The organism is Mycobacterium sp., assembly GCF_035274705.1.
Classification (GTDB): Bacteria; Actinomycetota; Actinomycetes; order Mycobacteriales; family Mycobacteriaceae; genus Mycobacterium.
Genome location: NZ_DATENY010000012.1, coordinates 23,006 through 45,191, shown reverse-complemented (window position 1 = coordinate 45,191; position 22,186 = coordinate 23,006). Strand labels below are relative to the sequence as shown.

At 64.7% G+C, this 22,186-nt stretch carries 20 protein-coding genes; 10 read left to right on the top strand and 10 right to left on the bottom strand.

Features of this window, described 5'->3' with window-relative positions:
• The first annotated feature begins 145 nt into the window (after nucleotides 1-145).
• From VJV41_RS02520 to VJV41_RS02510, 3 genes are all read left to right on the top strand, one after another.
• Nucleotides 146-1,834, top strand: coding sequence for a CocE/NonD family hydrolase (locus VJV41_RS02520; protein WP_325330757.1), 1,689 nt, complete (start codon nucleotides 146-148; stop codon nucleotides 1,832-1,834).
• A gap of 600 nt (nucleotides 1,835-2,434) precedes the next feature.
• Nucleotides 2,435-2,881, top strand: a complete 447-nt coding sequence (locus VJV41_RS02515; protein WP_325330755.1) for an MmpS family transport accessory protein — start codon at nucleotides 2,435-2,437, stop codon at nucleotides 2,879-2,881.
• A complete protein-coding gene (locus VJV41_RS02510) occupies nucleotides 2,878-5,772 on the top strand; it encodes an MMPL family transporter (RefSeq protein WP_325330753.1) in 2,895 nt (964 codons plus the stop codon). The genes VJV41_RS02515 and VJV41_RS02510 overlap by 4 nt, the downstream gene beginning before the upstream one ends.
• 117 nt (nucleotides 5,773-5,889) lie before the next feature.
• Here the strand turns inward: VJV41_RS02510 and VJV41_RS02505 are convergent, their stop codons facing one another.
• From VJV41_RS02505 to VJV41_RS02475, 7 genes are all read right to left on the bottom strand, one after another.
• Nucleotides 5,890-6,369, bottom strand: a complete 480-nt coding sequence (locus VJV41_RS02505; protein WP_325330751.1) for a hypothetical protein — start codon at nucleotides 6,367-6,369, stop codon at nucleotides 5,890-5,892.
• Between the two features lie 171 nt (nucleotides 6,370-6,540).
• Nucleotides 6,541-7,572 carry a fused (3R)-hydroxyacyl-ACP dehydratase subunits HadA/HadB gene (locus VJV41_RS02500; RefSeq protein WP_325330749.1) on the bottom strand — a complete coding sequence of 344 codons (1,032 nt, stop codon included), beginning with the start codon at nucleotides 7,570-7,572 and terminating at the stop codon, nucleotides 6,541-6,543.
• A gap of 182 nt (nucleotides 7,573-7,754) precedes the next feature.
• Nucleotides 7,755-8,108: a hypothetical protein gene (locus VJV41_RS02495; RefSeq protein WP_325330747.1), complete on the bottom strand. Its 354-nt coding sequence runs from the start codon at nucleotides 8,106-8,108 to the stop codon at nucleotides 7,755-7,757.
• Between the two features lie 238 nt (nucleotides 8,109-8,346).
• Entirely contained in the window at nucleotides 8,347-8,607 is a 261-nt protein-coding gene (locus tag VJV41_RS02490) for a hypothetical protein (protein WP_325330745.1), read from the bottom strand.
• A 34-nt stretch (nucleotides 8,608-8,641) separates the two neighbouring features.
• The gene (locus VJV41_RS02485) at nucleotides 8,642-8,767 is read right to left on the bottom strand and encodes a hypothetical protein (protein ID WP_325330743.1); all 126 of its coding nucleotides are present in this window, start codon (nucleotides 8,765-8,767) and stop codon (nucleotides 8,642-8,644) included.
• Nucleotides 8,768-8,878: 111 nt separating this feature from the next.
• Nucleotides 8,879-10,324: an RNA polymerase sigma factor gene (locus VJV41_RS02480; RefSeq protein ID WP_325330741.1), complete on the bottom strand. Its 1,446-nt coding sequence runs from the start codon at nucleotides 10,322-10,324 to the stop codon at nucleotides 8,879-8,881.
• Nucleotides 10,325-10,546: 222 nt separating this feature from the next.
• Entirely contained in the window at nucleotides 10,547-10,819 is a 273-nt protein-coding gene (locus VJV41_RS02475; RefSeq protein ID WP_414684862.1) for a hypothetical protein, read from the bottom strand.
• Between the two features lie 287 nt (nucleotides 10,820-11,106).
• Between VJV41_RS02475 and VJV41_RS02470 the strand changes: the two genes are divergently transcribed.
• The 4 genes from VJV41_RS02470 (at nucleotide 11,107) to VJV41_RS02455 (ending at nucleotide 14,912) form a co-directional block, all read left to right on the top strand.
• Nucleotides 11,107-11,634: a hypothetical protein gene (locus tag VJV41_RS02470; RefSeq protein ID WP_325330739.1), complete on the top strand. Its 528-nt coding sequence runs from the start codon at nucleotides 11,107-11,109 to the stop codon at nucleotides 11,632-11,634.
• 127 nt (nucleotides 11,635-11,761) lie between these two features.
• Complete coding sequence (locus VJV41_RS02465; RefSeq protein ID WP_325330737.1) at nucleotides 11,762-13,120, top strand: S1C family serine protease; 1,359 nt, start codon at nucleotides 11,762-11,764, stop codon at nucleotides 13,118-13,120.
• An 88-nt stretch (nucleotides 13,121-13,208) separates the two neighbouring features.
• A complete protein-coding gene (locus tag VJV41_RS02460) occupies nucleotides 13,209-14,216 on the top strand; it encodes a glycoside hydrolase family 6 protein (RefSeq protein ID WP_414684861.1) in 1,008 nt (335 codons plus the stop codon).
• A 204-nt stretch (nucleotides 14,217-14,420) separates the two neighbouring features.
• Nucleotides 14,421-14,912, top strand: coding sequence for a hypothetical protein (locus tag VJV41_RS02455; protein ID WP_325330735.1), 492 nt, complete (start codon nucleotides 14,421-14,423; stop codon nucleotides 14,910-14,912).
• An 11-nt stretch (nucleotides 14,913-14,923) separates the two neighbouring features.
• On the opposite strand, the gene VJV41_RS02450 is transcribed toward VJV41_RS02455, so the two are convergent.
• Nucleotides 14,924-17,275, bottom strand: coding sequence for a Tex family protein (locus VJV41_RS02450; protein ID WP_325330733.1), 2,352 nt, complete (start codon nucleotides 17,273-17,275; stop codon nucleotides 14,924-14,926).
• 270 nt (nucleotides 17,276-17,545) lie between these two features.
• On the opposite strand from VJV41_RS02450, the gene VJV41_RS02445 reads away from it, so the two are divergent.
• A complete protein-coding gene (locus tag VJV41_RS02445; RefSeq protein WP_325330731.1) occupies nucleotides 17,546-17,953 on the top strand; it encodes a YciI family protein in 408 nt (135 codons plus the stop codon).
• Entirely contained in the window at nucleotides 17,953-19,131 is a 1,179-nt protein-coding gene (locus VJV41_RS02440; protein ID WP_325330729.1) for an RNA polymerase sigma factor, read from the top strand. The genes VJV41_RS02445 and VJV41_RS02440 overlap by 1 nt, the downstream gene beginning before the upstream one ends.
• A 454-nt stretch (nucleotides 19,132-19,585) precedes the next feature.
• Here the strand turns inward: VJV41_RS02440 and VJV41_RS02435 are convergent, their stop codons facing one another.
• The gene (locus VJV41_RS02435) at nucleotides 19,586-21,046 is read right to left on the bottom strand and encodes a protein adenylyltransferase SelO (RefSeq protein WP_325330727.1); all 1,461 of its coding nucleotides are present in this window, start codon (nucleotides 21,044-21,046) and stop codon (nucleotides 19,586-19,588) included.
• Between the two features lie 34 nt (nucleotides 21,047-21,080).
• Here VJV41_RS02435 and VJV41_RS02430 point away from each other — a divergent pair, with 34 nt between their 5' ends.
• Nucleotides 21,081-21,719: a hypothetical protein gene (locus VJV41_RS02430; RefSeq protein ID WP_325330725.1), complete on the top strand. Its 639-nt coding sequence runs from the start codon at nucleotides 21,081-21,083 to the stop codon at nucleotides 21,717-21,719.
• Between the two features lie 46 nt (nucleotides 21,720-21,765).
• Here the strand turns inward: VJV41_RS02430 and VJV41_RS02425 are convergent, their stop codons facing one another.
• Complete coding sequence (locus tag VJV41_RS02425) at nucleotides 21,766-21,984, bottom strand: hypothetical protein (RefSeq protein WP_325330723.1); 219 nt, start codon at nucleotides 21,982-21,984, stop codon at nucleotides 21,766-21,768.
• Nucleotides 21,985-22,186 lie beyond the last annotated feature (202 nt).

The following is a 22,186-nucleotide window of genomic DNA, read 5'->3' as shown; positions in this document are numbered from 1 at the left end:
CACAGCAAGGCAACCGAGTTCAGAACAAGCGAAGGATCACCCCCTGACCCATACCCCCGTTCGGGTGTAGGGGAGAACCCGTCGGTCCTGGCAGGATGCCGACATCTCCCATCGACGAGAGAAACGAGGCCGATCAGTGCTTGATGTGACGATCGAACATGACGTCTGCGCAACTATGCGGGACGGCGTTGTGCTGCGAGCGGACGTCTACCGACCCATCGGCGATGGGCCGTGGCCTGTGCTGTTGGCCCGAATGCCCTACGGCAAGCAGGTTCCGGCGATCCTGGCCATGCTCGACCCAGCCGGTATCGCCCGACGTGGATTCATCGTGGTCATCCAGGACACGCGGGGCCGATTTGCTTCGGACGGTGAGTGGGAGCCATGGACGTTCGAGACGGACGACGGCCACGACACGGTCCGCTGGGCCGCCGCGCTCCCTGCTTCGAACGGCTCCGTCGGGATGTTCGGGCCCAGTTACCTGGGAAACACCCAGTGGATGGCGGCGCTGTCGAAGCCGCCTGAGCTGAAGGCCATCGCACCGGCGGCAACTTGGTCCGAGCCGAACGATGGCCTCTTCTCCCGGGGCGGCGCCGCCGAGCTGGGGATCAGCTTGCCGTGGTCGCTCATGCAGGGTCTGGATCGTGTTCTACGCCGTTACGCCGACGACCCGATGGCCAAAGGACAGGCACTTGCGGCGCTGATCCGCGACTTCGACGCGGTCGCGGAGATGGGTTATCGCGAACTTCCGGCCGGCCGTCACCCCGCTTTCGTGCGACATGACATCCCGGAGCTCGGCTTCGAACGGTCGCTGCGAGATCCGGCGTGGACTGCGTCCTGCCGGGTCGCAGGCCGCCATTCGGAGGTGGATCTGCCGAGCCTGCATATCGGGGGCTGGTACGACATCTTCTGTCAGGGGACGCTCGACAACTTCATGGCGATGCGAGCAGCCGGTCGTCCGGCAAACCTGATCGTCGGGCCGTGGTGTCACAGTGACCGGAACGGCCACGTGGGTGACGTCAACTTCGGAATGGGCGCGAACGGCGAGCTCGTCGGCTTTCGCGGCAGCCTTACCGACATTCAGGTCGGGTGGTTCACGCGCTGGCTCGACGCCGGCGACACCGCTGGCGAGCCTGATTCGCCGGGGACGGAGTTGCCACCGGTGCTGCTGTTCGTCACCGGAACCAACGAGTGGCGGGAGGAACAGGAGTGGCCGCTCTCCCGCGCCGTCGACACAGAACTCTTCCTGCGCGCCGACGGCCGACTCGCCCACGACCCGCCGGGTCCCGCCGAGGGAACCGACACCTTCATCTACGACCCGGCCGACCCCGTGCCGACCACCGGCGGCGCTTTGCTCATGTCGAGCGAGTTCCGGGCGGGTCCGCTGGACCAACACAAGGTTGAGGCCCGGCCGGACGTGCTGGTCTACAGCACTGAGCCGCTAGCCGAGGACGTGGAAGTCACCGGGCGAATCCGCGCCTTCATCCACGCGACGACAGACGCGCCGACAACCGATTGGGTCGCCAGGCTCTGCGACGTCGACACCGAGGGCGTCTCGCGGAACATCGTCGACGGAATTGTGCGCGCGGTTGCGACGCCAGGCGAGTTCGTCGAGCACGTCTTGGATCTCTGGTCCACGTGCCACGTATTCCGTGCCGGTCACCGTATTCGGGTGCACATCACATCCAGCAACTTCCCCCGATGGGAACGGAACCTCAACACCGGTGAGCCCAGCGAACGCGGAACGAGCTCCCGCCCGGCCAGGCAGTTGGTCGCACACGACGCGACACGGCCCTCCCGTGTCGTGCTGCCGATCATTCCAGCGTCAACTGACTGACGGCGGGTAGCGGCAAGACATGCGGATGAACTCGGGCGCGCGTTGAGCCAAGACCGCGACGTCCGGGTAAGACGCGCGCTCGCAAGCGCTTTGGGTGCTGGCGCTGGGAATGCTCGGCCGTATCCGCAGCTCGTCGGCGCTACGACGAGGCCACATCAGCAACATATGTCGACACGCCGAAGTCTTGTCAAAGTGGCCCGCCGAGTCCGGTCAATCTCCACCGCATCTCGACAGCCACCGCCGACGACAGCAGCGGAATATGTTGTGTGGAGCCGCGACAAGTGAGCTGATGCGCCTGTGATCGTCTCGCCCACTCCATTACCCGCAGACAACTAAACGGAACACAGTCGGCACGGCCTTCTTATCGCCGTGATCTATCAGCGCACCAACGCCAGCTGCTGTCGCCGACGTCGTCGGCCACGGCAGCCGACGCTCGACCTGAAAGTTCCCAGATTCGGCCCGTATTCTCACTTGTCGTCGCGGAGACTGGCCCAGTGTTGTGGGGGGCCGGTCTCGTGTCGTACGGTCAACCTAGTTGATTAGCCATCCTATGGAATTCACTACCGTCCGCGCCTGTCGCCGCTCATGAAAGGGTCACGGATGCAGCGGGTTTCGATCAGACGGCGACTCAGCCAACGCTGGATGCTACTGGTGGCGGTGGCTGTGCTCGCGGTGGCTGGACTCGCTGTGTATCGGCTGCACGGCATCTTCGCCTCTCAGGATGTCACGTCGACACCCAGCGGCTCCGAGAACGACATCGTTCCGTTCAATCCCAAGCATGTGGTCTTGGAGGTATTCGGCCCGCCGGGCACAGTGGCAACCATCACCTACCTGGACGTGAACGCCCAACCGCAGCGCGCCGACGCCGTCACGCTGCCCTGGGCCTACGACACGACCACCACCCAGCCGGCGGTCTTCGTCAACGTGGCGGCGCAGGGCAACAGCGACTCGATCGGCTGCCGAATAAAGATTGACGACGTGGTCAAGGACGAGAGATCGGTGAACACCTTGAACGCCTTCACCTACTGCCTGGACAAGTCCGGATGAGCACCCAGCGGGTTCCGGACCTCATCCGGCGGTTCGCGGTGCTCATCGCGCTGTTTTGGCTGGGCCTGGCGGTGGTGACGAATGTTTTCGTGCCGCAATTGGAGACCGTTGCCGAAGCGCACAACGTGTCGCTGAGCCCACAGGATTCGCCGTCGTTGCAGGCCAGTAAACGTATCGGCAAAGTGTTCGGCGAGTTCGATTCCGACAGTTCGGCGATGATCGTCCTGGAGGGCGATCAGCCGCTCGGTGCCGACGCGCACCACTACTACGACGGCTTGATTGACAAGCTCTCCAAGGACACCAAGCACGTAGAGCACATTCAGAATTTCTGGGGGGATCCGCTGACGGCGGCCGGCTCGCAGAGCTCCGACGGCAAGGCGGCATTGGTGCAGGTGTACCTCGCCGGCAACCAGGGTGAGTCGTTGGCCAATGAGTCCGTCGATTCGGTGCGGAACATCGTCGATCACACACCGCCGCCGCCGGGTGTCAGGGCCTACGTCACCGGCGCCGCGCCCCTGGTCACAGATCAGTTCGAGGTGGGCCGCCACGGAACCCTGAAAACCACACTGATCACCATCGGGGTGATCACAGTGATGCTGTTTTGGCTCTATCGGCGTCTCACCACAGTGTTTCTCGTGATTTTCACTGTGATGATCGAGTTGACCGCCTCCCGCGGCGTCGTCGCCGTCCTCGCAAACGCCGGCATCATCAAGCTGTCGACGTACTCGACCAATCTGCTGACGCTCCTGGTCATCGCGGCCGGAACAGACTATGCGATCTTCCTTCTCGGCCGCTTTCACGAAGAACGTTACGCAGGGCAGGATCGCGTGTCGGCGTTCAATACGATGTACCACGGAACCGCGCACATCATCTTGGGTTCGGGTCTGACGATTGCCGGCGCGGTGTTGTGTCTGACCTTCACCCGGCTCCCGTATTTCCAAAGCCTGGGCGTTCCCGCCGGTACCGGCGTCCTCGTCGCCGTGGTGGCGGCGTTGACCCTGGCACCGGCGTTACTGACCATCGGCCGCCATTTCGGGCTGTTCGAACCCGCCCGCCCCATGCGCACCCAAGGCTGGCGGCGGATCGGCACAGCCATCGTTCGCTGGCCCGGGCCCGTGCTGGTGGTGACGATCGCCATTGCCCTCATCGGTCTGCTTGCCCTGCCGAGGTACACGACGAGTTACGACGCGCGGCCCTACATGCCTGCCGGTGCCCCGGCCAATGTCGGTTACGCGGCCGCGGAACGCCACTTCTCGCAGGCGCGGCTGAATCCCGAACTGTTGATGATCGAAGCCAACCACGATCTGCGCAATTCGACCGACATGATCCTGCTGGAGCGCGTCGCCAAGGCCGTCTTCCACACCGACGGTATCGCACAGGTGCAGTCGATCACCCGGCCTCTCGGCACGCCCCTGGACCACACGTCGATACCGTTCCAGATCAGCGCCGGAAGCGCGTCTCAGATCAACAACCTGCCCTTCCAGCAGGCCCGCGGCGCCGACCTACTCAAACAGGTCGACACCATCAACAACTCGATCGACATCCTGCGGCAGCAGTATGCGCTGCAACAACAATCCAGCACAGCCACCGACGAGCAGACCAAGGCATTTCAGCAGACGGTCGCCACGGCCCAAGACCTACGCGACAAGATCGCCAACTTCGACGACTTCTTCCGGCCGCTGCGCAACTACTTCTATTGGGAGCCACACTGTTTCGACATCCCGATCTGCTGGGCACTGCGATCCCTCTTCGACGCACTCGACGGTATCAACGCACTGACCGACCAGTTGAGCAACGTCTCGGCGAGCATCACGAAGTTGGATGAGCTGCAGCCGAAACTGCTCGCGCTGATCCCGCCACAGATCGCCACTCAGCAGACCAACCGCGACCTGACACTGACGAACTACGCCACCACCTCGGGTATCAACGACCAGACTGCGGCGGCACTGCAGAACTCGACCGCCCTGGGCCAGGCCTACGACGCGTCGAAAACCGATGACTCGTTCTACCTACCGCCGGAGGCGTTCACCAACCCGGAGTTCCAGCGCGGGCTCAAGCTGTTCCTGTCACCAGACGGTAAGGCCGCCCGCATGATCATCACCCATGACGGCGATCCCGCTACGCCTGAAGGTATTTCGCACATCGACGCCATCAGACATGCCGCGCAGGAAGCCGTCAAGGGCACGCCCCTGGCCGGGTCCAAGATCTTCATCGCCGGCACTGCGGCCACCTACAAGGACATCCAGGACGGCGCCAAATACGATCTCATGATCGCCGGAATCGCTGCGCTCTGTCTGATTCTGCTCGTCATGATGTTCATCACCCGAAGCATCGTCGCCGCGTTCGTCATCGTGGGCACCGTGGCGCTGTCGTTGGGTGCCTCCTTCGGGCTTTCTGTGCTGATTTGGCAGGACATCTTCGGTATCGAGTTGTTCTGGATCGTGCTGGCGCTGGCCGTCATCCTGCTGTTGGCCGTGGGGTCTGACTACAACTTGTTGCTGATATCGAGGTTCAAAGAGGAGATCGGCGCCGGCTTGAATACCGGCATCATCCGGGCGATGGCCGGATCCGGCGCGGTGGTGACAGCCGCCGGTTTGGTCTTCGCAGCCACGATGGCCTCCTTCATATTCGCCGACTTGCGGATACTCGGTCAGATCGGGACCACTATCGCCCTCGGTCTGCTGTTCGACACGCTGATCGTGCGTTCATTCATGACTCCGGCCGTCGCGGCGCTGATCGGCCGCTGGTTCTGGTGGCCGCTGAAGGTGCGTCCCCGCCCCGCCAGCCGAATGCTTCAGCCCTACGGATCACGCCAATCGGTTCGTCAACTACTGCTGTGGGAAGACGACGACCCGGCGGTCTCCGGAGCTCAACCACGCTCTCAAAAGTGAGGATTGAGAGTCGGATGTGTTGAACAGCAACCGCTTTCGCTGATCAGACGCACGGCGACGGGATCCGAGGCGTGACGAGTCGCGCAGCTCGACTCGGTCATCGGTCGCCTCCTCGGGTCAGGCCCTACCAACTCCGGTCAGCTCGTCAGACGGCTCGAGCTCCGTCACCGAAACGTCCCGCAGTTTCCCTTTCAACCGTGCGACCCTGCGCAGCTGAGCGGCCATGTTCATCGAGGTCAACATCGGGATGCCTCCGATGAACGTTCGAAAGGAGGGATGACCGCCATCTATGTGGAGCATGTACAGGCAGCCGACCACGTAGAAGAATCCCGTCGTGAACAGAGCCGCGGGTATCGCGTACGCGAGCGGTGATCGGGCGTCAGCGACCAATTCGGTCGCATAACCCACTTCTTCTTGCGACATCGGTTCGCGCTTGCGGAGTTTCGCTAGCACCGCTTTATGGGCGCCCACCTTTTCACCTAAAGGATGGGATGTCCGATTCTCCAGCCGGCCGATGTACACGAACACGAAAGTGGCGAAGACCATTTCCAACACGGCAGCGAGGATCGTGAGATCACCCCACGGACCGAGATTCACCCTGCCGCTCCTCTGTTCGCCGTCGACCTTTGCAGCACGCATGAAGTGCAAGAGCCCGCCCCGTCAGTTGCGCGCACTCCTGAAACGCTACCTGAACTAAGTATTTTGTCAGTTCTCACCGGAACGAGACAGGAGTAGGAGTGAAGCCGCTCCACGCCGTCACCGCCAGGGTCAGCGGAAGCGGACGTTCAACGTCGCCAGGCCGAAGATCTTCCGGCCACCGGACTTCGCGGCGACAATGACGACGCCGGTGCGGGTCACCGGGTCCAACGACTTGATCCGGCCGCTGTACTCGATGTCTATGCCCTCGGTGGCCGACACGATCGCGGGCTGGGACAGCCGCACCGCGTAGCGAGTAACGGCACCGGGGTCGCCCGACCATGCGGAGGCGAATCCGGCACCCAACCCCATGGTGAGCATTCCGTGAGCGATCACGTCGGGCAGCCCGGCCAGTTTGGCGATGTCCTCGTCCCAGTGAATCGGGTTGGCGTCGCCGGCCACGCCGGCGTAGTTCACCAGGTCGCCGCGGGACAGTCGGGTGTGATACACGGGTAGCTCGTCGCCGACCTGCACGTCATCGAAGGACGGCGTACCCGGCGTGCGGGTCGCGCCTTCCTCGGCGATCCGAACCTCGCCCTCGGGGCGCACCGTCTTCTGGTAGGCGGCATCGTTCTCGCCAATCGCGAGGATGTTCAAGTCGTGCATCATCGCGTTCTGCACGGCTGTCTTGATCGCCGGATCGAGGTCCTCGGCGGTGACGCCGACGACAGTGGTGTGCAGGGTGTGCACCCGCTCGCCGGCGGTGTCGGTGAAGGTGTTGGTCACGGTGATCAGGTCTCTGCCGGCGATCCTGCGCACCGACGTCAGTTCGACGTCGATATGCAGTTCGTCGCCGGCCACGATCGGGCGGTGCTGCTCGAAGACTTCCTCGGTCTGTAGATAGGTGTCGTAACCGACGACCACCGATTCGAACATGCGGCGATTGCAGGTCATACCCGGGACCGACGTGAACGTCAGCGGAGCCACCAGGCCCGAATATCCCAGCTCCGCGGCGGCGGCGACATCCCAGTGCGCGGGGTGATAGTCCTGCACTGCACGGGCGTACTCGCGTACCTTCTCGCGACCGACCAGGTACGTGTCGTCCGCTCGGTAGTAGTGGCCGACCCGCGATTCGAGCGCCGACGCTTCTGCTGCTGCGGTCATGAATGTGCCCAACTCTTCCATCGGCAGGTTCGCTGAGGCCGACCAAAGCACAGTAACGCGCGGACACGATAGCGCCGGCCAGGCCGGCGGCGATCATGCTCGAACTGTGAACGGCCGGTCGGCCCGCCACCTAAGCAGGTTGACGGGCCGACCATACGGTAGTCACCGAGATCCGCGGGCTGTCACCACCCGCGGTCGATCCCAAGGCCGTCGAATATGGCTGTGATCGGGTTCTCCTGCGGCAGGTTGTTCCACGCAGATGCACCAGGCACAGGCTGCGGTTGCGGCCAAAGCGGTGCGAGGGGCTGCGGATTGAATCCCCCGGTAGGACCGCCTGGGTCCGCTGCCACCACCGAACCGAGGTCCTCGTTGCTAATCGAAGGGAAAGGGGAGCAGGAAGCGTCGTAGGAGGAGCAGGGTTCAGCTTGCGCGGTTCCCGCACCGGCGAACAGCAGGGCGGGTGCCACCGCAGCGGCTGCTGCTACCCCCAATGCCGCAATGAGCCGCTTTGTCTTGGTGTTGTGGGTGGTGTTCATGACGGAGTTCCTTTTCTCGTGCGGCGGCCCGGACGGCCGCGCTGTATGTATGGGCAGCGATCGCGGGCGTGGGGGACATCTTTTGTGAAAATTTCTGCCGATGCTGGCGGCCGCCGTCGAGGCTTTGCCGCACGCACGAAACACCAAGGGGCGGTACGCAAAGCGACTCCCCCAGCCTCATTCGGCTGGGGGAGTGCGCGTATTCGAAGTGTCGGTCTTGTTCAGTCGGCAAGCGCTGTCAGAGGTTTTCGGGGGTAGTCCGTCGGCCCCATTTGTCTATCTCGCAGTGGCAGTTGGGACAGGTATGGCCGCCCCACATCGCCTGCTTACCCGAGTTCGGCATCCGCACTCGCCCGACCTCCGTTCCGCAGTTCGGGCATGCGACGCGACGGAGGTTGATGCCCCACTTGTTCTTGACGAACGTCCCGTAGACGATCAGGACCAAGCCGACGCCGAAAACCGCGAGAAATGCGATGTTTGCGTACTTCTCGAAATCCATTGTGTTCCTATCCGTCGTGCTACCAGTAGCCGATTCAGTAGTCGGAGTCGCACCAGGCCAGCGCGAAACCGCCCGTCAAGATCGCCCCAGCCAACACCCGGAAACCGAACGCGTTGCGGCGCGCCGACACGGACCTGATGTTGCTAGCGGTGGTGTTCATGCAGAGCTCCTTTTCCGATGGCCGTCCTGGTGGGCGGCAGACATATGTACGGAGAAGCTGGGACATCCGTGGGGACACTTTTTCGCAGACCAATCTTGGTCTGGGCCCGTTTCAGTTGCCCTCTGTTGTCCGCCCGCAGATCGGGTTGCCCGGCACGGCCACATGTGGACAATTCGGTCTGGCAGGCGCTTGGGGGGTAGGGCAGGACTGGCCGCTGTCAACGGTGCTCCCGTCTTGGCAGTGCTTGGCCGGAGGTTGTTGCGGTGTGTGTTGGCGCGTGGCGGCCGGAGGGCTCGGCGCCACCGACGCTGGTGCGGCGTGACTGGTTCGCGTCACGGTCGGCGCACTCGAGGGCACCGAAGCGGTGGTTTCATGCGGTGGCGGCGCCTGCTCGATGGGCGGGTTTCCCGGATTCTCGGGATTCGGGATGTCCGTGTCCACCGGACCTGAAGAGGGTCGCACCGACGTATTCGGTTCAGTCGCCGGGACATTGGGTTGCGGCGCAGCGGTATTGCTGGGTCGTTGCAAGGGAATGGTCGTCGGCGCGACAGGCTTGACCTCAACGGAAGTGACTGGCGTGACCTGCGTATCCTGCGGCGCGGGCGGCCCGGTCGACACACCCCATATCACCGCTGGGACGGCGACGACCGCTGCGGCCACCAACGTGAAGCGGCCGGTCAACGCGAACAGACGGGCCGGGACGTGCTTTGCCGCGTGACCGGCCGCTGCGGCGGCAGCGGTTGTACCGGCGAGAGGATGCGGCGCATTGCTCAGCGTCTGTTCGCGCAACCACGCGGGCGCGGGGATGAGCACAGCCGAGGTGCCCAGGAGCGCAGTTGGGTTCACCAGCCTGCCCCGATCCTCGTCGCAGTTCGGGCACGAAGTGATGTGACGCGAGATGCGCTTGCGCACAAGGATGGTGAATTGCCCGTCCCAACCCGTCATGGTCGACGCGAGGTCAGGGCAGCGGTTCTGCCCGGAGCTGGCTTGGCGGGCGATCAGCAGCGCGCCCAAGGATTGTTCGACGGTATCGCGCAGCCGTTGCACCATCTTCTTGGCCGAGGCGCCGCTGACGCCGAGCGTCTCCCCGATTTCTGCATTCGTCAGGCCGTGCCGGTATGCCAGATCCAGAACCTCGCGGTCGCGCTGTGAGAGTCCGCCCTCGGCTTGGGCGACCAACACCGCTAGTTCGTTTCGTGCCGCCTGCGTGTCGGGGCCGGCGTCGGAGGACGGTTCGTCGGGCAACTCGTCGGACACTGTCTCGCGCTGGCGCGCACGCAACGTTCGCAACGCCTGGTGGCGAGCGATGGTGTAGAGCCACGGCCGCAGTTTGTCGGGATCGCGCAGTTTCGGTAGGTCGACTGCGGCGTTGTAGAACGCTTCTTGGACGCAATCGGCGGCGTCACGGTCACCCACGATGCCGGCACAGAAGTCGTAGAGTCGGGTGGCGTAGCGGTCATAGATTTCGGCGAACGCCGCCCTGTCGCCTGCGGCGGCAGCACCGACCAACTCGGCGTCAGCCACAACGTTCCAGTCGAACTCAGCTGTCACTGACATAGGTCTCCAAACGGGGGTCGATCGTCTACCGAGCCTCACCCGGAGGCCCGGCCGACCGAGGTCGTGCCGGGCTCCAGAAGTTCTTACGCAACGGATGGCCGATCGGTTCACAAAGGGCTATCAACTTGCGGGCCACGCGGCGGCTAGCACCCGGCATATGCGGCGCGCGCAATTGATGCTGTTACTTCGGGTAACGACCGAGGCTGCACCGTCGCCGCCTCGTCAGTAGTCACCACGATGGCCGCGCCAGCCGTCTCGGTGGTAGTCGCGGCCGTGCCAGTACCCGTCGATATCTCGGTGCCAGTCGTCATGGCACAGCAGCCACTCCCAGTTGAAGCCCCAGCCAGGGTTCCAGTAGTCGCCGGGGCACCAGTGATACGTCGATGGCCGGTATGGCTCGGCCTGGGCCGTACCGCTGGCTAGCCCGAGACCGGTGAGACCGATGCCGCCGGAGATCAGCACCGCCGTCATTGCGCGTAAAGCCCGTGTCTTCATTGCTCTTTCCTTTCGATGTGAGTGCATACGGCCGTGGTAAACCGAGCCGAAAAGCTGTGAACCCGGAACAGGCTGTGCCCCAGGACAATTAGAGGTTCGACCGGCTTCCCGCGTTGTGCGCAGGCCCCGATGGCTGCGCTGTATATACGGGCGGCGACCGCCGACACGCGGGACACATTTCCGCGACTTGTTCGGAGATTCGAAAAAGTGTCTCCTGCAGGCGGGCTCAGTACCCGTACATGTGCGGCCGAAGCTCGGCCACGCGCAGGATTTTGAGGAGACACCCCATGCAAACCTGGTTCTATCGGCTGCCCGCGGCAGCTCGCGCACCTATTACCGGCGTGCTGTCGGCGGCTGCGATCTTCGGAGTGATGTCGCTCTATACCGTTTCCGCGCCCTGGGGCGACACCGGTGAGTCGGTCACTGCCCGGATCGTGGTGTCGATGATCGCCGGCATGCTCACCGGCGTCATCGGTGTCGTGTTGGGGGATCAACGCATGCACCGCATCTACGGTTCGACGGACGACGCCCTTAGGTACAAGCGCGCATTGCGGACCGGCGAACTGCCTGCGGAGATCGAGCCCGCCGTGTGGCAGGGCTGGCTGGCCGTCAGCAGCCAGTCGAACAGATGGGCGCCGGCGGCTGTTGGCGTGTTTGCGGTACTTGCAGTGCTGCAGGGCCTTGACCACCAATGGATGCTGGCTGCACTGTTCGCCTTGTTGGCGATCTGGCAGTCGGCAGTCGCGCTAGTGCTGCGCCGCCGGATTGCGCGGTTGACAGCGGCAGTCGGCCAGCGCGCCGCCGCGGCAGGCTAATGTTCGGCGGCTCGGAGCAAAGTCTCGGGCTTCCCTGAGCAGACTCTCAGTTCCGTCTCAGTCATCGTAGGCATCTTTGTGCTGAAGCCACTGGGCTGATTCACGATTGACCAACGAACGGAAGACGATGACGAACCCTCCGCGGTATCCCACGGATCTGCCCGGCAACCAACCCGATCCGAGTCAGCCTGCGGGACAGGCAAACCACGGTGCCAACGCCTACATTCCCTCACATTTGCGCTACGACTATCGCTACACCCAGCAGCCGACGGCGTCACCGTACGATCCGTATCATGCTGCACACCAGCCGATTACGACGCCAATTCCGAGGCTGCGGCCGAAAGGTCCTCGTCGCGGCGCCATCGTCGCCGGCGCTGCGGTCGCCGCAGTCGTCGGTGGTGGACTCGGTGCGGCCACCATCGGCGCTGTCGCGCTAGCCCACGACACGACCGCCACAAAGCCGCCCATCGCCCAGGCGCCTGCGCCGTCCCAGCCCGCAGCCAAGGCGCCCGCCGGCTCGGTCGAACAAGTCGCGGCCAAAGTGATGCCCAGTGTCGTCAAGCTGCAGATCGACATGGGCGGCCAAGGCGATACCGGTTCTGGCGTCGTGTTGAGTGCCGACGGCCTCATCCTGACCAACAACCACGTCGTAGCTCCCGCGGTCGGCGCCGATCAAGGAGCCCAGCCCGCCTTCTCTGACTCCACCGACGGCGGCGGGATCACCAAGACCGTGACCTTCTCCGACGGCCAGACAGCGCCGTTCACCGTCGTGGGCACCGATCCCGCCGGGGATCTCGCCGTTGTGCGCGCTCAAGGCGTGTCGGGTTTGACGCCCATCGCAATGGGATCGTCCAAAGATGTGAAGGTTGGTGAGCAAGTGGTGGCGATCGGCTCACCGCTGGGTCTGCAGGGAACCGTGACCGACGGCATCGTCAGTGCGCTGAATCGGCCGGTCGCCGCTGGCGACGGTGCCAGCGGCGACGTCACCGTACTAAACGCCATCCAGACCGACGCAGCGATCAATCCGGGTAATTCCGGTGGCGCACTTGTGAACATGAACGGAGAACTGATCGGGGTGAACTCCGCGATCGCGAGCATGGGCGGCGGCGACGGCGGATCTGGCGGCGGCCAGAGCGGATCGATCGGCCTCGGCTTTGCGATTCCGGCCGATCAGGCCAAACGCATCGCCGATGAGCTCGTTTCCTCCGGCACTGCCAGCCACGGTTCCCTGGGCGTGCAGCTCAGCAGCGACTCGGCAAAAGGTGGCGGGGCGGCAATCGGTGAGGTCGTCGACCGCGGTCCCGCGGCAGCCGCGGGCGTTCCCAGTGGTGCGGTGATCACCAAGGTCGACGATCAGGTGATCGACGGTCCGGAAGCGCTCGTGGCCGCGGTTCGATCGAAAGCGCCCGGCGACACGGTTTCGTTGAGTTACGTGGACGAATCCGGGACAGCCCAGACGACGCAGGTCACACTCGGCAAGGCGTAACCAACAGTCGGCGCCGTGTGCCGACGTCCAGATCCACTGCTTCGTGGGTGATTGGCGCTCGGTGCTTCCAAGCACTAACTTTCCCGGGGTGATGTCCTCAGCTGCCAGCGCAGTCGCACGGTGGATCGCGCCCTTCCTCACTCTTGCGGCCGTTGCCTGTCTGGGCCTTCTTGCCGACCCGGTGCACGCCGGTCCTGCCCCGGCGGTACGGCTGGCCGCCGATGAGGCAAACCCGTTGGCTGGAGTGCCGTTCTACGTCAATCCGACGTCAGCTGCCATGCGCGCCGCGCAGAGCGCCGATCCGCCGAGCCCTGAGTTGACCGCCATCGCGAACACGCCGCAGGCGTACTGGATCGTCCCGGGCTCTTCTGCAGCCACGGTCGCGAAGTACACCGGTGACGCGCAGGCAGCCGGCGCCATGCCGGTGCTGGCACTCTATGGAATCCCACACCGCGACTGCGGCAGCTTCGCTGCGGGAGGGTTCGCGACGGCCGCAGACTACAAGGGCTGGATCGACGGCATCGCCGCCGACCTGGGCTCGTCGCCGGCGGCGATCATCGTCGAACCCGATGCGCTCGCCATGGCCGACTGCCTGTCGGGTGACCAGCGCCAGGAACGGTTCGACTTGATTCGCTACGCCGTTGACGCGCTGACCCGCAATCCGGCCGCGGCCGTATACATCGACGCTGGCCACTTGCGCTGGCACAGTGCCGACGACATGGCCGCCAGGCTCAAACAGGCCGGTGTGGACCACGCTCGAGGTTTCAGCCTCAACACGGCTAACTTCTTCACGACCGATGACGAGATTGGTTACGGCGAGGCGATTTCGGGGCTCACGAACGGTTCGCACTACGTGATCGACACGTCGCGCAACGGCGCCGGACCAGCGCCCGACTCCCCGCTCGACTGGTGCAACCCCAGCGGCCGAGCACTGGGCACTCCGCCCACTGCGGCTACCGCGGGTGCGCATGCCGACGCCTACCTGTGGATCAAACGTCCCGGCGAATCCGACGGATCGTGCAACCGCGGTGATCCGCCGGCGGGCAACTTCGTGAATCAATACGCCATCAATCTGGCCCGCAACGCGGGCCACTAGCGGCGGTCAGTCTGGGCGATTGCATCTCGACGGCCGCCTAGGCTTGCACGGTTGTCTGCGCTTCCTCGGGTTCGGCTGCGTGCGTTGGCCGGCAAGAACAGGTACTCGACTACTCAGGACGACCCATCTGGACAGTGACACGCTGGCGGCACCTGACAGTAACCAGTGGATGGAGTATCTGAAATGTGGCTAGGTGCAATCAGAATGGTCGTCGAAACGAAGGACTCGTTGGACGCAGGGACCGACAGCCTCGTCCAAGCCGCCGTCGTAAGAGATGGTGCTCAACTGCGTGTGCTGAACTTGGATTATCCGACAGAGGATGATCTCGAGCGTGGCGCGATCCGCAATTACGACTACATAGGCCCCACAAGGCTGCCGCGGAGAAACGACAAGACACCCGAACTCCCGCCCGGCGTCGGCCAGAATCCGATGCCATATCCAGGGTATGGATTCGAATTCTCTAACGGACTGAACGGCCACCTCGTTCTCCGACTGAAAATTCGCGGCGACGACATGTGGATCAAGGACAACGTCGACTTGTACGCAAGATTCATTCGCGAAAAGGCCACCAGCTTCGACACTCTCGCGTGGGTGGAGGACTCCGACTGGAGCTACATCGCCAGCTGGACTCGCGACGTGCCCATGAGTACCGACTCAGATGAAGGTTCTACCACTTGGAATCTGAGGCTGACTTAGAACTACATGGGTCAGTTTCCGAAACCGGCCTTACGCAACGCCTCTGCCATCGATCCCGCGGCTGGGTTCGACGCCTGCCGGCCAGAATCCTTGCCACGGTCCGAGTTTCGCCCTTGCTTGACGGCGTCGCGACGGGGTGCGCCTGCGCGGTCGGAACGCGTGCCCCGGTCGGGCTGCGGTGTGTCGTTCAGACGCAGACTCAACCCGATCCGCTGGCGTTCCACGTCGACATCCATGACCTTCACCCGCACGACCTGACCGGAGCGCACAACCTCATGCGGGTCGGACACAAAGCGATCCGCCATCGCGGAGACATGTACGAGGCCGTCCTGATGCACACCAACATCGACGAACGCGCCGAACGCGGCGACATTGGTCACCACACCTTCCAAGACCATGCCAACCTTCAGATCGGCCACCTTCTCCACGCCGGCCGCGAATGTAGCCGTGGAGAACGCCGGCCGCGGATCACGTCCCGGCTTCTCCAGTTCGGTGAGGATGTCGGTCACCGTGGGGATGCCGAACCGGTCGTCTGCCAAGTCGGCGGGTCGAAGCGACCGCAATGAGAGCTCGTTGCCAATGAGCTCGGCGAGAGTGACACCCGAGCGATCCAGGATGCGCCGGACAACCGGGTACGCCTCCGGGTGGACACCGGACGCATCGATCGGATCGTCGCCACCACGGATCCGCAGGAAGCCTGCACATTGTTCAAAGGCCTTGGGCCCCAACCGTGGAACGTCCAGCAATGCGCTGCGATTGCGGAACGGTCCCGTTTTGTCCCGGTAGCCGACGATTGCCTCGGCCAAGGATTCTGATACCCCCGACACTCGCGCCAGCAGCGGCACGGAGGCCGTGTTGAGGTCGACGCCTACCGCGTTCACCGCGTCCTCGACAACAGCGTCCAGGCTGCGCGCGAGGATGCCTGGCGTGACGTCGTGCTGATACTGACCGACGCCGATCGACTTCGGGTCGATCTTCACCAGTTCGGCCAGCGGATCCTGCAGCCGCCGCGCAATCGACACCGCCCCGCGCAGTGTCACGTCGAGTGCCGGCAGCTCCTGCGCCGCGTACGCAGAGGCGGAGTACACCGATGCACCGGCCTCGCTCACGATGGCCTTCGCGGGGACGTTGGAGCCGGCGGACCGGATGTCGTCGATGAGTTCTGTGGCGAGGGCGTCGGTCTCGCGTGACGCCGTGCCGTTGCCGATGGCGATCAACTCGACGCCGTGCCGGGCGACCAGAGCGGCCAGAGTCGCCTTGGCCGTGTCCCATTGCTTCTGCGGCTGATGCGGGTAGATCGCGCAGGTATCCACCACCTTGCCGGTGCCGTCAACCACGGCCACCTTCACACCGGTTCGGTAACCCGGGTCCAGGCCCAGGGTCGTGCGGTTACCCGCGGGCGCGGCGAGCAGGAGGTCCTTGAGGTTGGTGGCGAACACCGCTACGGCCTCCTCCTCGGCGCGTTGGCGCAACCGGATGCGGGCGTCGACCCTGGCGGAGATGTTCAGCTTGGTCCGCCACGCCCACGCGACGGTCGCCGCCAGCCAGGGTGTCGCCGGGGCCTTCGAGGTCATGTCGACACCGAGAGTCTGGGCGATCATGGCGTGGTACGGCTCGTCGTCGCCGCCGTCGAAGGTGAGCGCAAGCGCCTCCTCCTTCTCACCGCGCATCACGGCGAGCACGCGGTGCGACGGCATGCTCTGCAGCGATTCACTGAACTCGAAGTAGTCGCGAAACTTCTGCGCTGCGGCGCTTTTCGCGGCGTCCTCCGACCAGGGCGCCGTCCGCAGCGAACCGCCCTTCCAGAACTTCTCGCGGATGGCACCGACGAGTCCGGCATCCTCGGCCGCTCGCTCGGCGAGAATGTGTCGTGCTCCGTCCAGCGCCGCGGGTGCGTCGGCGACGTCGTCGCTGAGGAACTCCGCGGCAGCTTGTTCTGGGACCAGGGCCGGATCAGCGAGCAACCGATCGGCAAGGGGCTCGAGTCCAGCCTCACGAGCGATCTGCGCTTTGGTCCGTCGTTTGGGTTTGTAGGGCAGGTAGATGTCCTCGACGCGCGATTTGGTGTCAGCGGCCATCAGGGCGGCCGTCAACTCGTCGGTGAGCTTGCCCTGCTCGTCGATGGAGGCCAGTACCGCGGCCCGACGGTCGTCCAGCTCCCGTAGGTATTGCAGGCGCTCCTCGAGGGTCCGCAGCTGGCCATCATCGAGACTTCCGGTCACCTCTTTGCGGTACCGGGCGATGAACGGAACAGTGGCGCCCTCGTCCAGTAGCCGCACAGCGGCGGCGACCTGAACCTCCTTGACAGCCAATTCCTCAGCGAGACGGGCATTTACAGATTTCACGGTTGAGCTCCGAGGCACGCGAGAACTCTACAGATCACCACTGACGGCGATGGGACCTGCCGTAGACGTGTCGCGAAGGAGATACTCGCTGAAGACGTGACAGTGAATTGAGAAAGAGTAGTCAGGCTGAACGATTCAAGAACGCGATCAACTGCGCGAATGCACGACGAGTGCGCCGAACGCGTGGCGCAGTACCGCGGCTAGAGCCGCGATGTCGAGAACTTCGTGACGGCTCCGTCCTAGGGGTGAGCGACCAACTAGGGTCGCTACCTTCGAAGGGAGAAAATGATGGCTAAGTACCTATTGCTCAAGCACTACCGAGGCGCGCCTGCGTCGGTCAACGACGTGCCGATGGACCAGTGGACACCCGGTGAGGTCCAGGATCACATCCAGTACATGAACGACTTCGCGAAGCGCCTGGAAGGCAGCGGCGAGTACGTCGACAGCCAAGCACTGGCCCCGGAGGGCGCTTGGGTCCGCCACGACGGCGAGGGCAAGCCGCCAGTGACCGACGGGCCGTTCGCGGAGACCAAGGACCTGATCGCCGGCTGGATGATCATCGACGTCGACTCCTACCAGCGCGCCGTCGAGCTGGCCGGCGAGTTGTCCGCGGCGCCCGGCGCAGGCGGCAAGCCGATCCACGAGTGGCTCGAAGTCCGGCCGTTCATGGGCTCGCCGACGACCGTCACCGAGTAATGGCCGCCGATGCGGTGGACGAGGCCCAGCTACGGGATCTGATTCCCGGCGTGCTGGCCGCCCTCGTCCACCGCGGGGCGGACTTCGCGACCGCCGAGGACGCCGTGCAGGAAGCGTTGATACGGGCCATTGAAACGTGGGGGACGTGGCCTAATAAAGTCCCCAACGACCCCAAGGGCTGGCTCATCACCACGGCGTGGCGTCGCTTTCTCGATCTGACCCGATCCGACATCGCGCGGCGCAATCGCGAGCTCCGGGTGTCCGACGAGCCGCCACCCGGACCGACCGAATCAGCGGACGACACGCTGCAGCTCTACTTCCTGTGCGCACACCCGAGCCTCACTCCCGCGTCGGCGGTCGCGCTGACGCTGCGGGCCGTCGGCGGCCTCACCACCCGCCAGATCGCTCAGGCGTACCTCGTGCCGAAAGCGACGATGGCCCAACGCATTAGCCGGGCCAAGCGCACCGCGAGCGACGTCCGGCTGGATCAACCCGGCGATCTGCGCACCGTGCTTCGGGTGCTGTACCTCGTCTTCAACGAGGGCTACAGCGGCGATGTCGACCTCGCCGCGGAAGCGATTCGGCTGGCTCGGCAGCTGGCCGCGACGACCAGCGACCCGGAGGTCGCGGGACTCCTCGCCCTCTTCCTGCTTCACCACGCGAGACGCCCGGCCCGGACACGCGCCGACGGCAGTCTCGTTTCGCTGGCCGATCAGGACCGCGGCCTGTGGCGGCGCGACCTGATCGCCGAGGGCGTTGCCATGCTCCAGGCCGCGCTGGCCCGCGACCAGCTCGGGGAGTATCAGGCCCAAGCTGCGATAGCTGCCCTGCACGCCGACGCGCAGACAGTCGACGAGACCGACTGGGTGCAGATCGTCGAGTGGTACGACGAGCTCGTCCGCATCACCGACAGTCCGATTGTGCGGCTCAATCGCACCGTCGCCGTCGGTGAGGCAGACGGACCGCAGGCGGGGCTCGCCGCGCTCGCCGAGCTAGACCCGACGCTCCCGCGATACACCGCTTCGGCCGCTCACCTCCACGAGCGTGCCGGCGACATCGCCACGGCGGCACAGCTTTACGTACAGGCCGTCGCACAGGCGCAAACCCTCGCCGAGCGCAACCACCTCACGCTTCGGGCGGCCACCCTTCGCGAACGCCTCTCAGCGGAAGGTGCCTGAGCCCAGTCGAAGGTTTGATGCCACAACGGTGAACACTCGAGCGGCGATGCGGTCACTGCCGCCGCGACGCCATCGCCGCAGAATCACACCCGCTGTCAAGCCACAGAAGAAGCCGAGGACGAAGATCCCGCGCGCGCCGCTTGTTACGCCTCGCGACAGCCGCTCCGACGAACGTGCACACCACGGCGAGCACTGCGATCGCGGCGAGCAACCACAACAGATGCATCGGTTGGACCGCCGGCATTTCGCAACCTCCCGCTGCCCCAACCGGCAACGACGGCGGCGCCGACACCCAATGCGACGGCTAAGCCACCTACCCGACCCACATGCGGCTCGCACCGCATCCGGTAGGTACGGCGCCCCTAGCGAATCGGCACGCCGGGAATGCAAGAAAACGCAATTGGCCTGACGCAAATGTCGATTCGCTTACGGCCGAGTGTTTCTGGGGACTGACTCAGGTTCCGCAGAACGTTCGGTAGGCGCCGAAATCCTCAGGGGCCGGCTCGGCATAGCGATCTAGACCGGGCCGTTCGTCGTACGGCGCCGTCAACGCCGTCAACAGCCGCTCGAGCGGTTCCAGCTCACCCTCCGTCGCCGCGGCAAGCGCCTCTTCCACGAGATGGTTTCGCGGTATGTACAGGGGATTGACCCGGTCCATCGCCTCGGCGTCGGGTCCAAGTGCGCGCCACTGCGACAACCACCCGTCAAACGCCGCGAGGTCGATGAACAGGCCGCGGGCCGGCTCGGCGTCACCGCGAGCCGCGCGACCGAGCAACCGGTAGAACGACGTGTGGTCAACATGGCTCTGCTGAAGCTGGTCGAGAAGTCCAGATACCAACGGCGCCAACGCATCCTGCTCGACCTGAGCCAACCCGAGCTTGTCGCGCATACCGGAGGACCACGCGTCGTTGTACTGCTGGCTGAAGCGGTCGAGCGACTCCTGCGCGAGGGCGAGCGCTTGATCCTCGTCCTCGGAGAACAGTGGAAGCAAGGCCTCTGCGAATCTCGCGAGGTTCCACGCTGCGACCGCCGGCTGGTTGCCGTACGCGTAGCGACCCCACGTGTCGATCGAGCTGAACACCGTCGCCGGATCGAAGGCCTCCATGAAGGCGCACGGCCCGTAGTCGATCGTCTCGCCGGAGATCGTCATGTTGTCGGTGTTCATCACCCCGTGGACGAAACCGACAAGCATCCACCGCGCCACGAGCGAGGCCTGGACCGCGATCACCGCCTCGAACAACGCGCGATAGGGATTCTCGGCGGCACCCGCGTTCGGGTGATGCCGCGTGATCGCGTGGTCCGCGAGGCGCCGCAACAAACCGACATTGCCGCTGGTCGCCGCGTACTGGAAACTGCCCACCCGCAGATGGCTGGTCGCGACGCGGGCCAGCACGGCGCCCGGCAGCACCGTCTCCCGTTGCACCGGACGTCCCGTTGCGACCACGGCAAGCGACCGGGTCGTGGGGATACCGAGGGCATGCATTGCCTCGCTGACGATGTACTCGCGCAGCATCGGACCGACCGCCGCGAACCCATCCCCGCCGCGCGCAAACGGCGTCGCTCCGGAACCTTTGAGGTGGATGTCGCGCAGACGTCCGTCGGCATCGGTGATTTCGCCCAGCAGAAGCGCACGTCCGTCACCCAGCCGCGGAACGAACCCTCCGAACTGGTGCCCGGCGTACGCCTGCGTGACGGGGTTGGCACCGCTGGGCACCTGAGTGCCGATCAACAGCTGCAGCCCGTCGGAAGTCCGCAGCCATGCCACGTCGAGCCCGAGCGCAGCGGCAAGCCGTTCGTTCAGCACAAGCAGTTTCGGGTCGGGTGCGGCCTCGGCCCGCCAGCGCACGGCCATCTCCGGCAATTCGCGGCGGAAGTGATCGTCGAGCAGGATCGCCGTATCGGGTGCAACGCTCACTTCACCCAGCGTACGGCGGTGGCATCCTGGCTGAATGGGGCTGCTGATCCGCTTGATCGAGCTGCTGATCGTCGTCGGTCCGCTGATCGGTGTCCTTGTCGCCGGCATGAGGGCGTTCCGTCGTCGCCAAGATGAGGCGCAGCCCGAAGCGGCCACGCCCCGCCAGCCCGGTAGCAATAACCAGTGGCGGATGATCGCGCGCACCGTCAAGGAACACGACCGCACCGACACCCGCTGGCTGGACTACGAACTCGACATCGCCAAGCTCCTCGACTTTCCGTTGATGACCGATATGCGTAACCCGCTCACAGAGCGGTTCCATCGGGCCAAGCTTCGGGCGGACTTGCTTCGGCCCGCCCAAGCCGAAGATCTTCTCGACGACCCCGACGCCGCGAGTCGGTATCTGGATGCGGTGGAGAGCTATGTGACCGCATTCGATGCTGCCGAGTCCGAGGCGATTCGCAGGCGCCGCAAGGACTTCTCAAGCGAGGAACAACAGCGTCTCAGCCGGGCGCAGAGGTCGCTGCGAGTCGCGGTGGACAGCGCGGCGACTCCGCAGGAACGCGAGCGCGCCTACGGCCTTGCCCGCCGCGAGCTCGACGGGTTGGTCGTTCTGCCGGAGCGTGCTCGTACAGCCATCGAGCGCGGCATCGCCGGTGAGCTCGACAGATGACGAGGTGCCGCCCGACAAGTGTCGGACGGCACCTCGAACTCGTGTGTTAGTGCTGCTGTGCCCACACGCCGAACGGCACGTAGGGGTCGACGCCGAACGGTGTGTACGGGTTCGTTCCGCCAGCTTGCGGGTAGACGCCTACCGGTCCGCTCGGAGGCAGCGCTACGGTGCCGTCGCCCGGGTCGGCGAGTGCCGTGCCGGCCAGGCCGATGGCCATTGCGGCCAAGACGCTCGAGGCCAGGGTGGCAAAGGTGATCTTCTTCATTTGAATGCCTCCTGTGAAGTTCTTCGGCGGGAGGCTCGCGGACTACACGTCCGCGGCTCTGACGCTCGATGATGAGCTTTTGTGGCCCGTCTATCGGGGAAAACCAGCAGGCAGAGCGGTTTGTTTCGGGTTGGCAGGATGTTGACCAGGCTTGGCCGAATCGCGGCGGCAGGCGGGTGGATACGGGCTACCAGCAACACGC

Coding starts and splice junctions, on each gene's coding strand:
- VJV41_RS02515 (WP_325330755.1), top strand. CDS start 2,435: ATGCAGCGGGTTTCGATCAGACGGCGACTCAGCCAACGCTGGATGCTA.
- VJV41_RS02510 (WP_325330753.1), top strand. CDS start 2,878: ATGAGCACCCAGCGGGTTCCGGACCTCATCCGGCGGTTCGCGGTGCTC.
- VJV41_RS02500 (WP_325330749.1), bottom strand. CDS start 7,572: ATGACCGCAGCAGCAGAAGCGTCGGCGCTCGAATCGCGGGTCGGCCAC.
- VJV41_RS02495 (WP_325330747.1), bottom strand. CDS start 8,108: ATGAACACCACCCACAACACCAAGACAAAGCGGCTCATTGCGGCATTG.
- VJV41_RS02490 (WP_325330745.1), bottom strand. CDS start 8,607: ATGGATTTCGAGAAGTACGCAAACATCGCATTTCTCGCGGTTTTCGGC.
- VJV41_RS02485 (WP_325330743.1), bottom strand. CDS start 8,767: ATGAACACCACCGCTAGCAACATCAGGTCCGTGTCGGCGCGCCGCAAC.
- VJV41_RS02480 (WP_325330741.1), bottom strand. CDS start 10,324: ATGTCAGTGACAGCTGAGTTCGACTGGAACGTTGTGGCTGACGCCGAG.
- VJV41_RS02475 (WP_414684862.1), bottom strand. CDS start 10,819: ATGAAGACACGGGCTTTACGCGCAATGACGGCGGTGCTGATCTCCGGC.
- VJV41_RS02470 (WP_325330739.1), top strand. CDS start 11,107: ATGCAAACCTGGTTCTATCGGCTGCCCGCGGCAGCTCGCGCACCTATT.
- VJV41_RS02465 (WP_325330737.1), top strand. CDS start 11,762: ATGACGAACCCTCCGCGGTATCCCACGGATCTGCCCGGCAACCAACCC.
- VJV41_RS02455 (WP_325330735.1), top strand. CDS start 14,421: ATGGTCGTCGAAACGAAGGACTCGTTGGACGCAGGGACCGACAGCCTC.
- VJV41_RS02445 (WP_325330731.1), top strand. CDS start 17,546: ATGGCTAAGTACCTATTGCTCAAGCACTACCGAGGCGCGCCTGCGTCG.
- VJV41_RS02440 (WP_325330729.1), top strand. CDS start 17,953: ATGGCCGCCGATGCGGTGGACGAGGCCCAGCTACGGGATCTGATTCCC.
- VJV41_RS02430 (WP_325330725.1), top strand. CDS start 21,081: ATGGGGCTGCTGATCCGCTTGATCGAGCTGCTGATCGTCGTCGGTCCG.
- VJV41_RS02425 (WP_325330723.1), bottom strand. CDS start 21,984: ATGAAGAAGATCACCTTTGCCACCCTGGCCTCGAGCGTCTTGGCCGCA.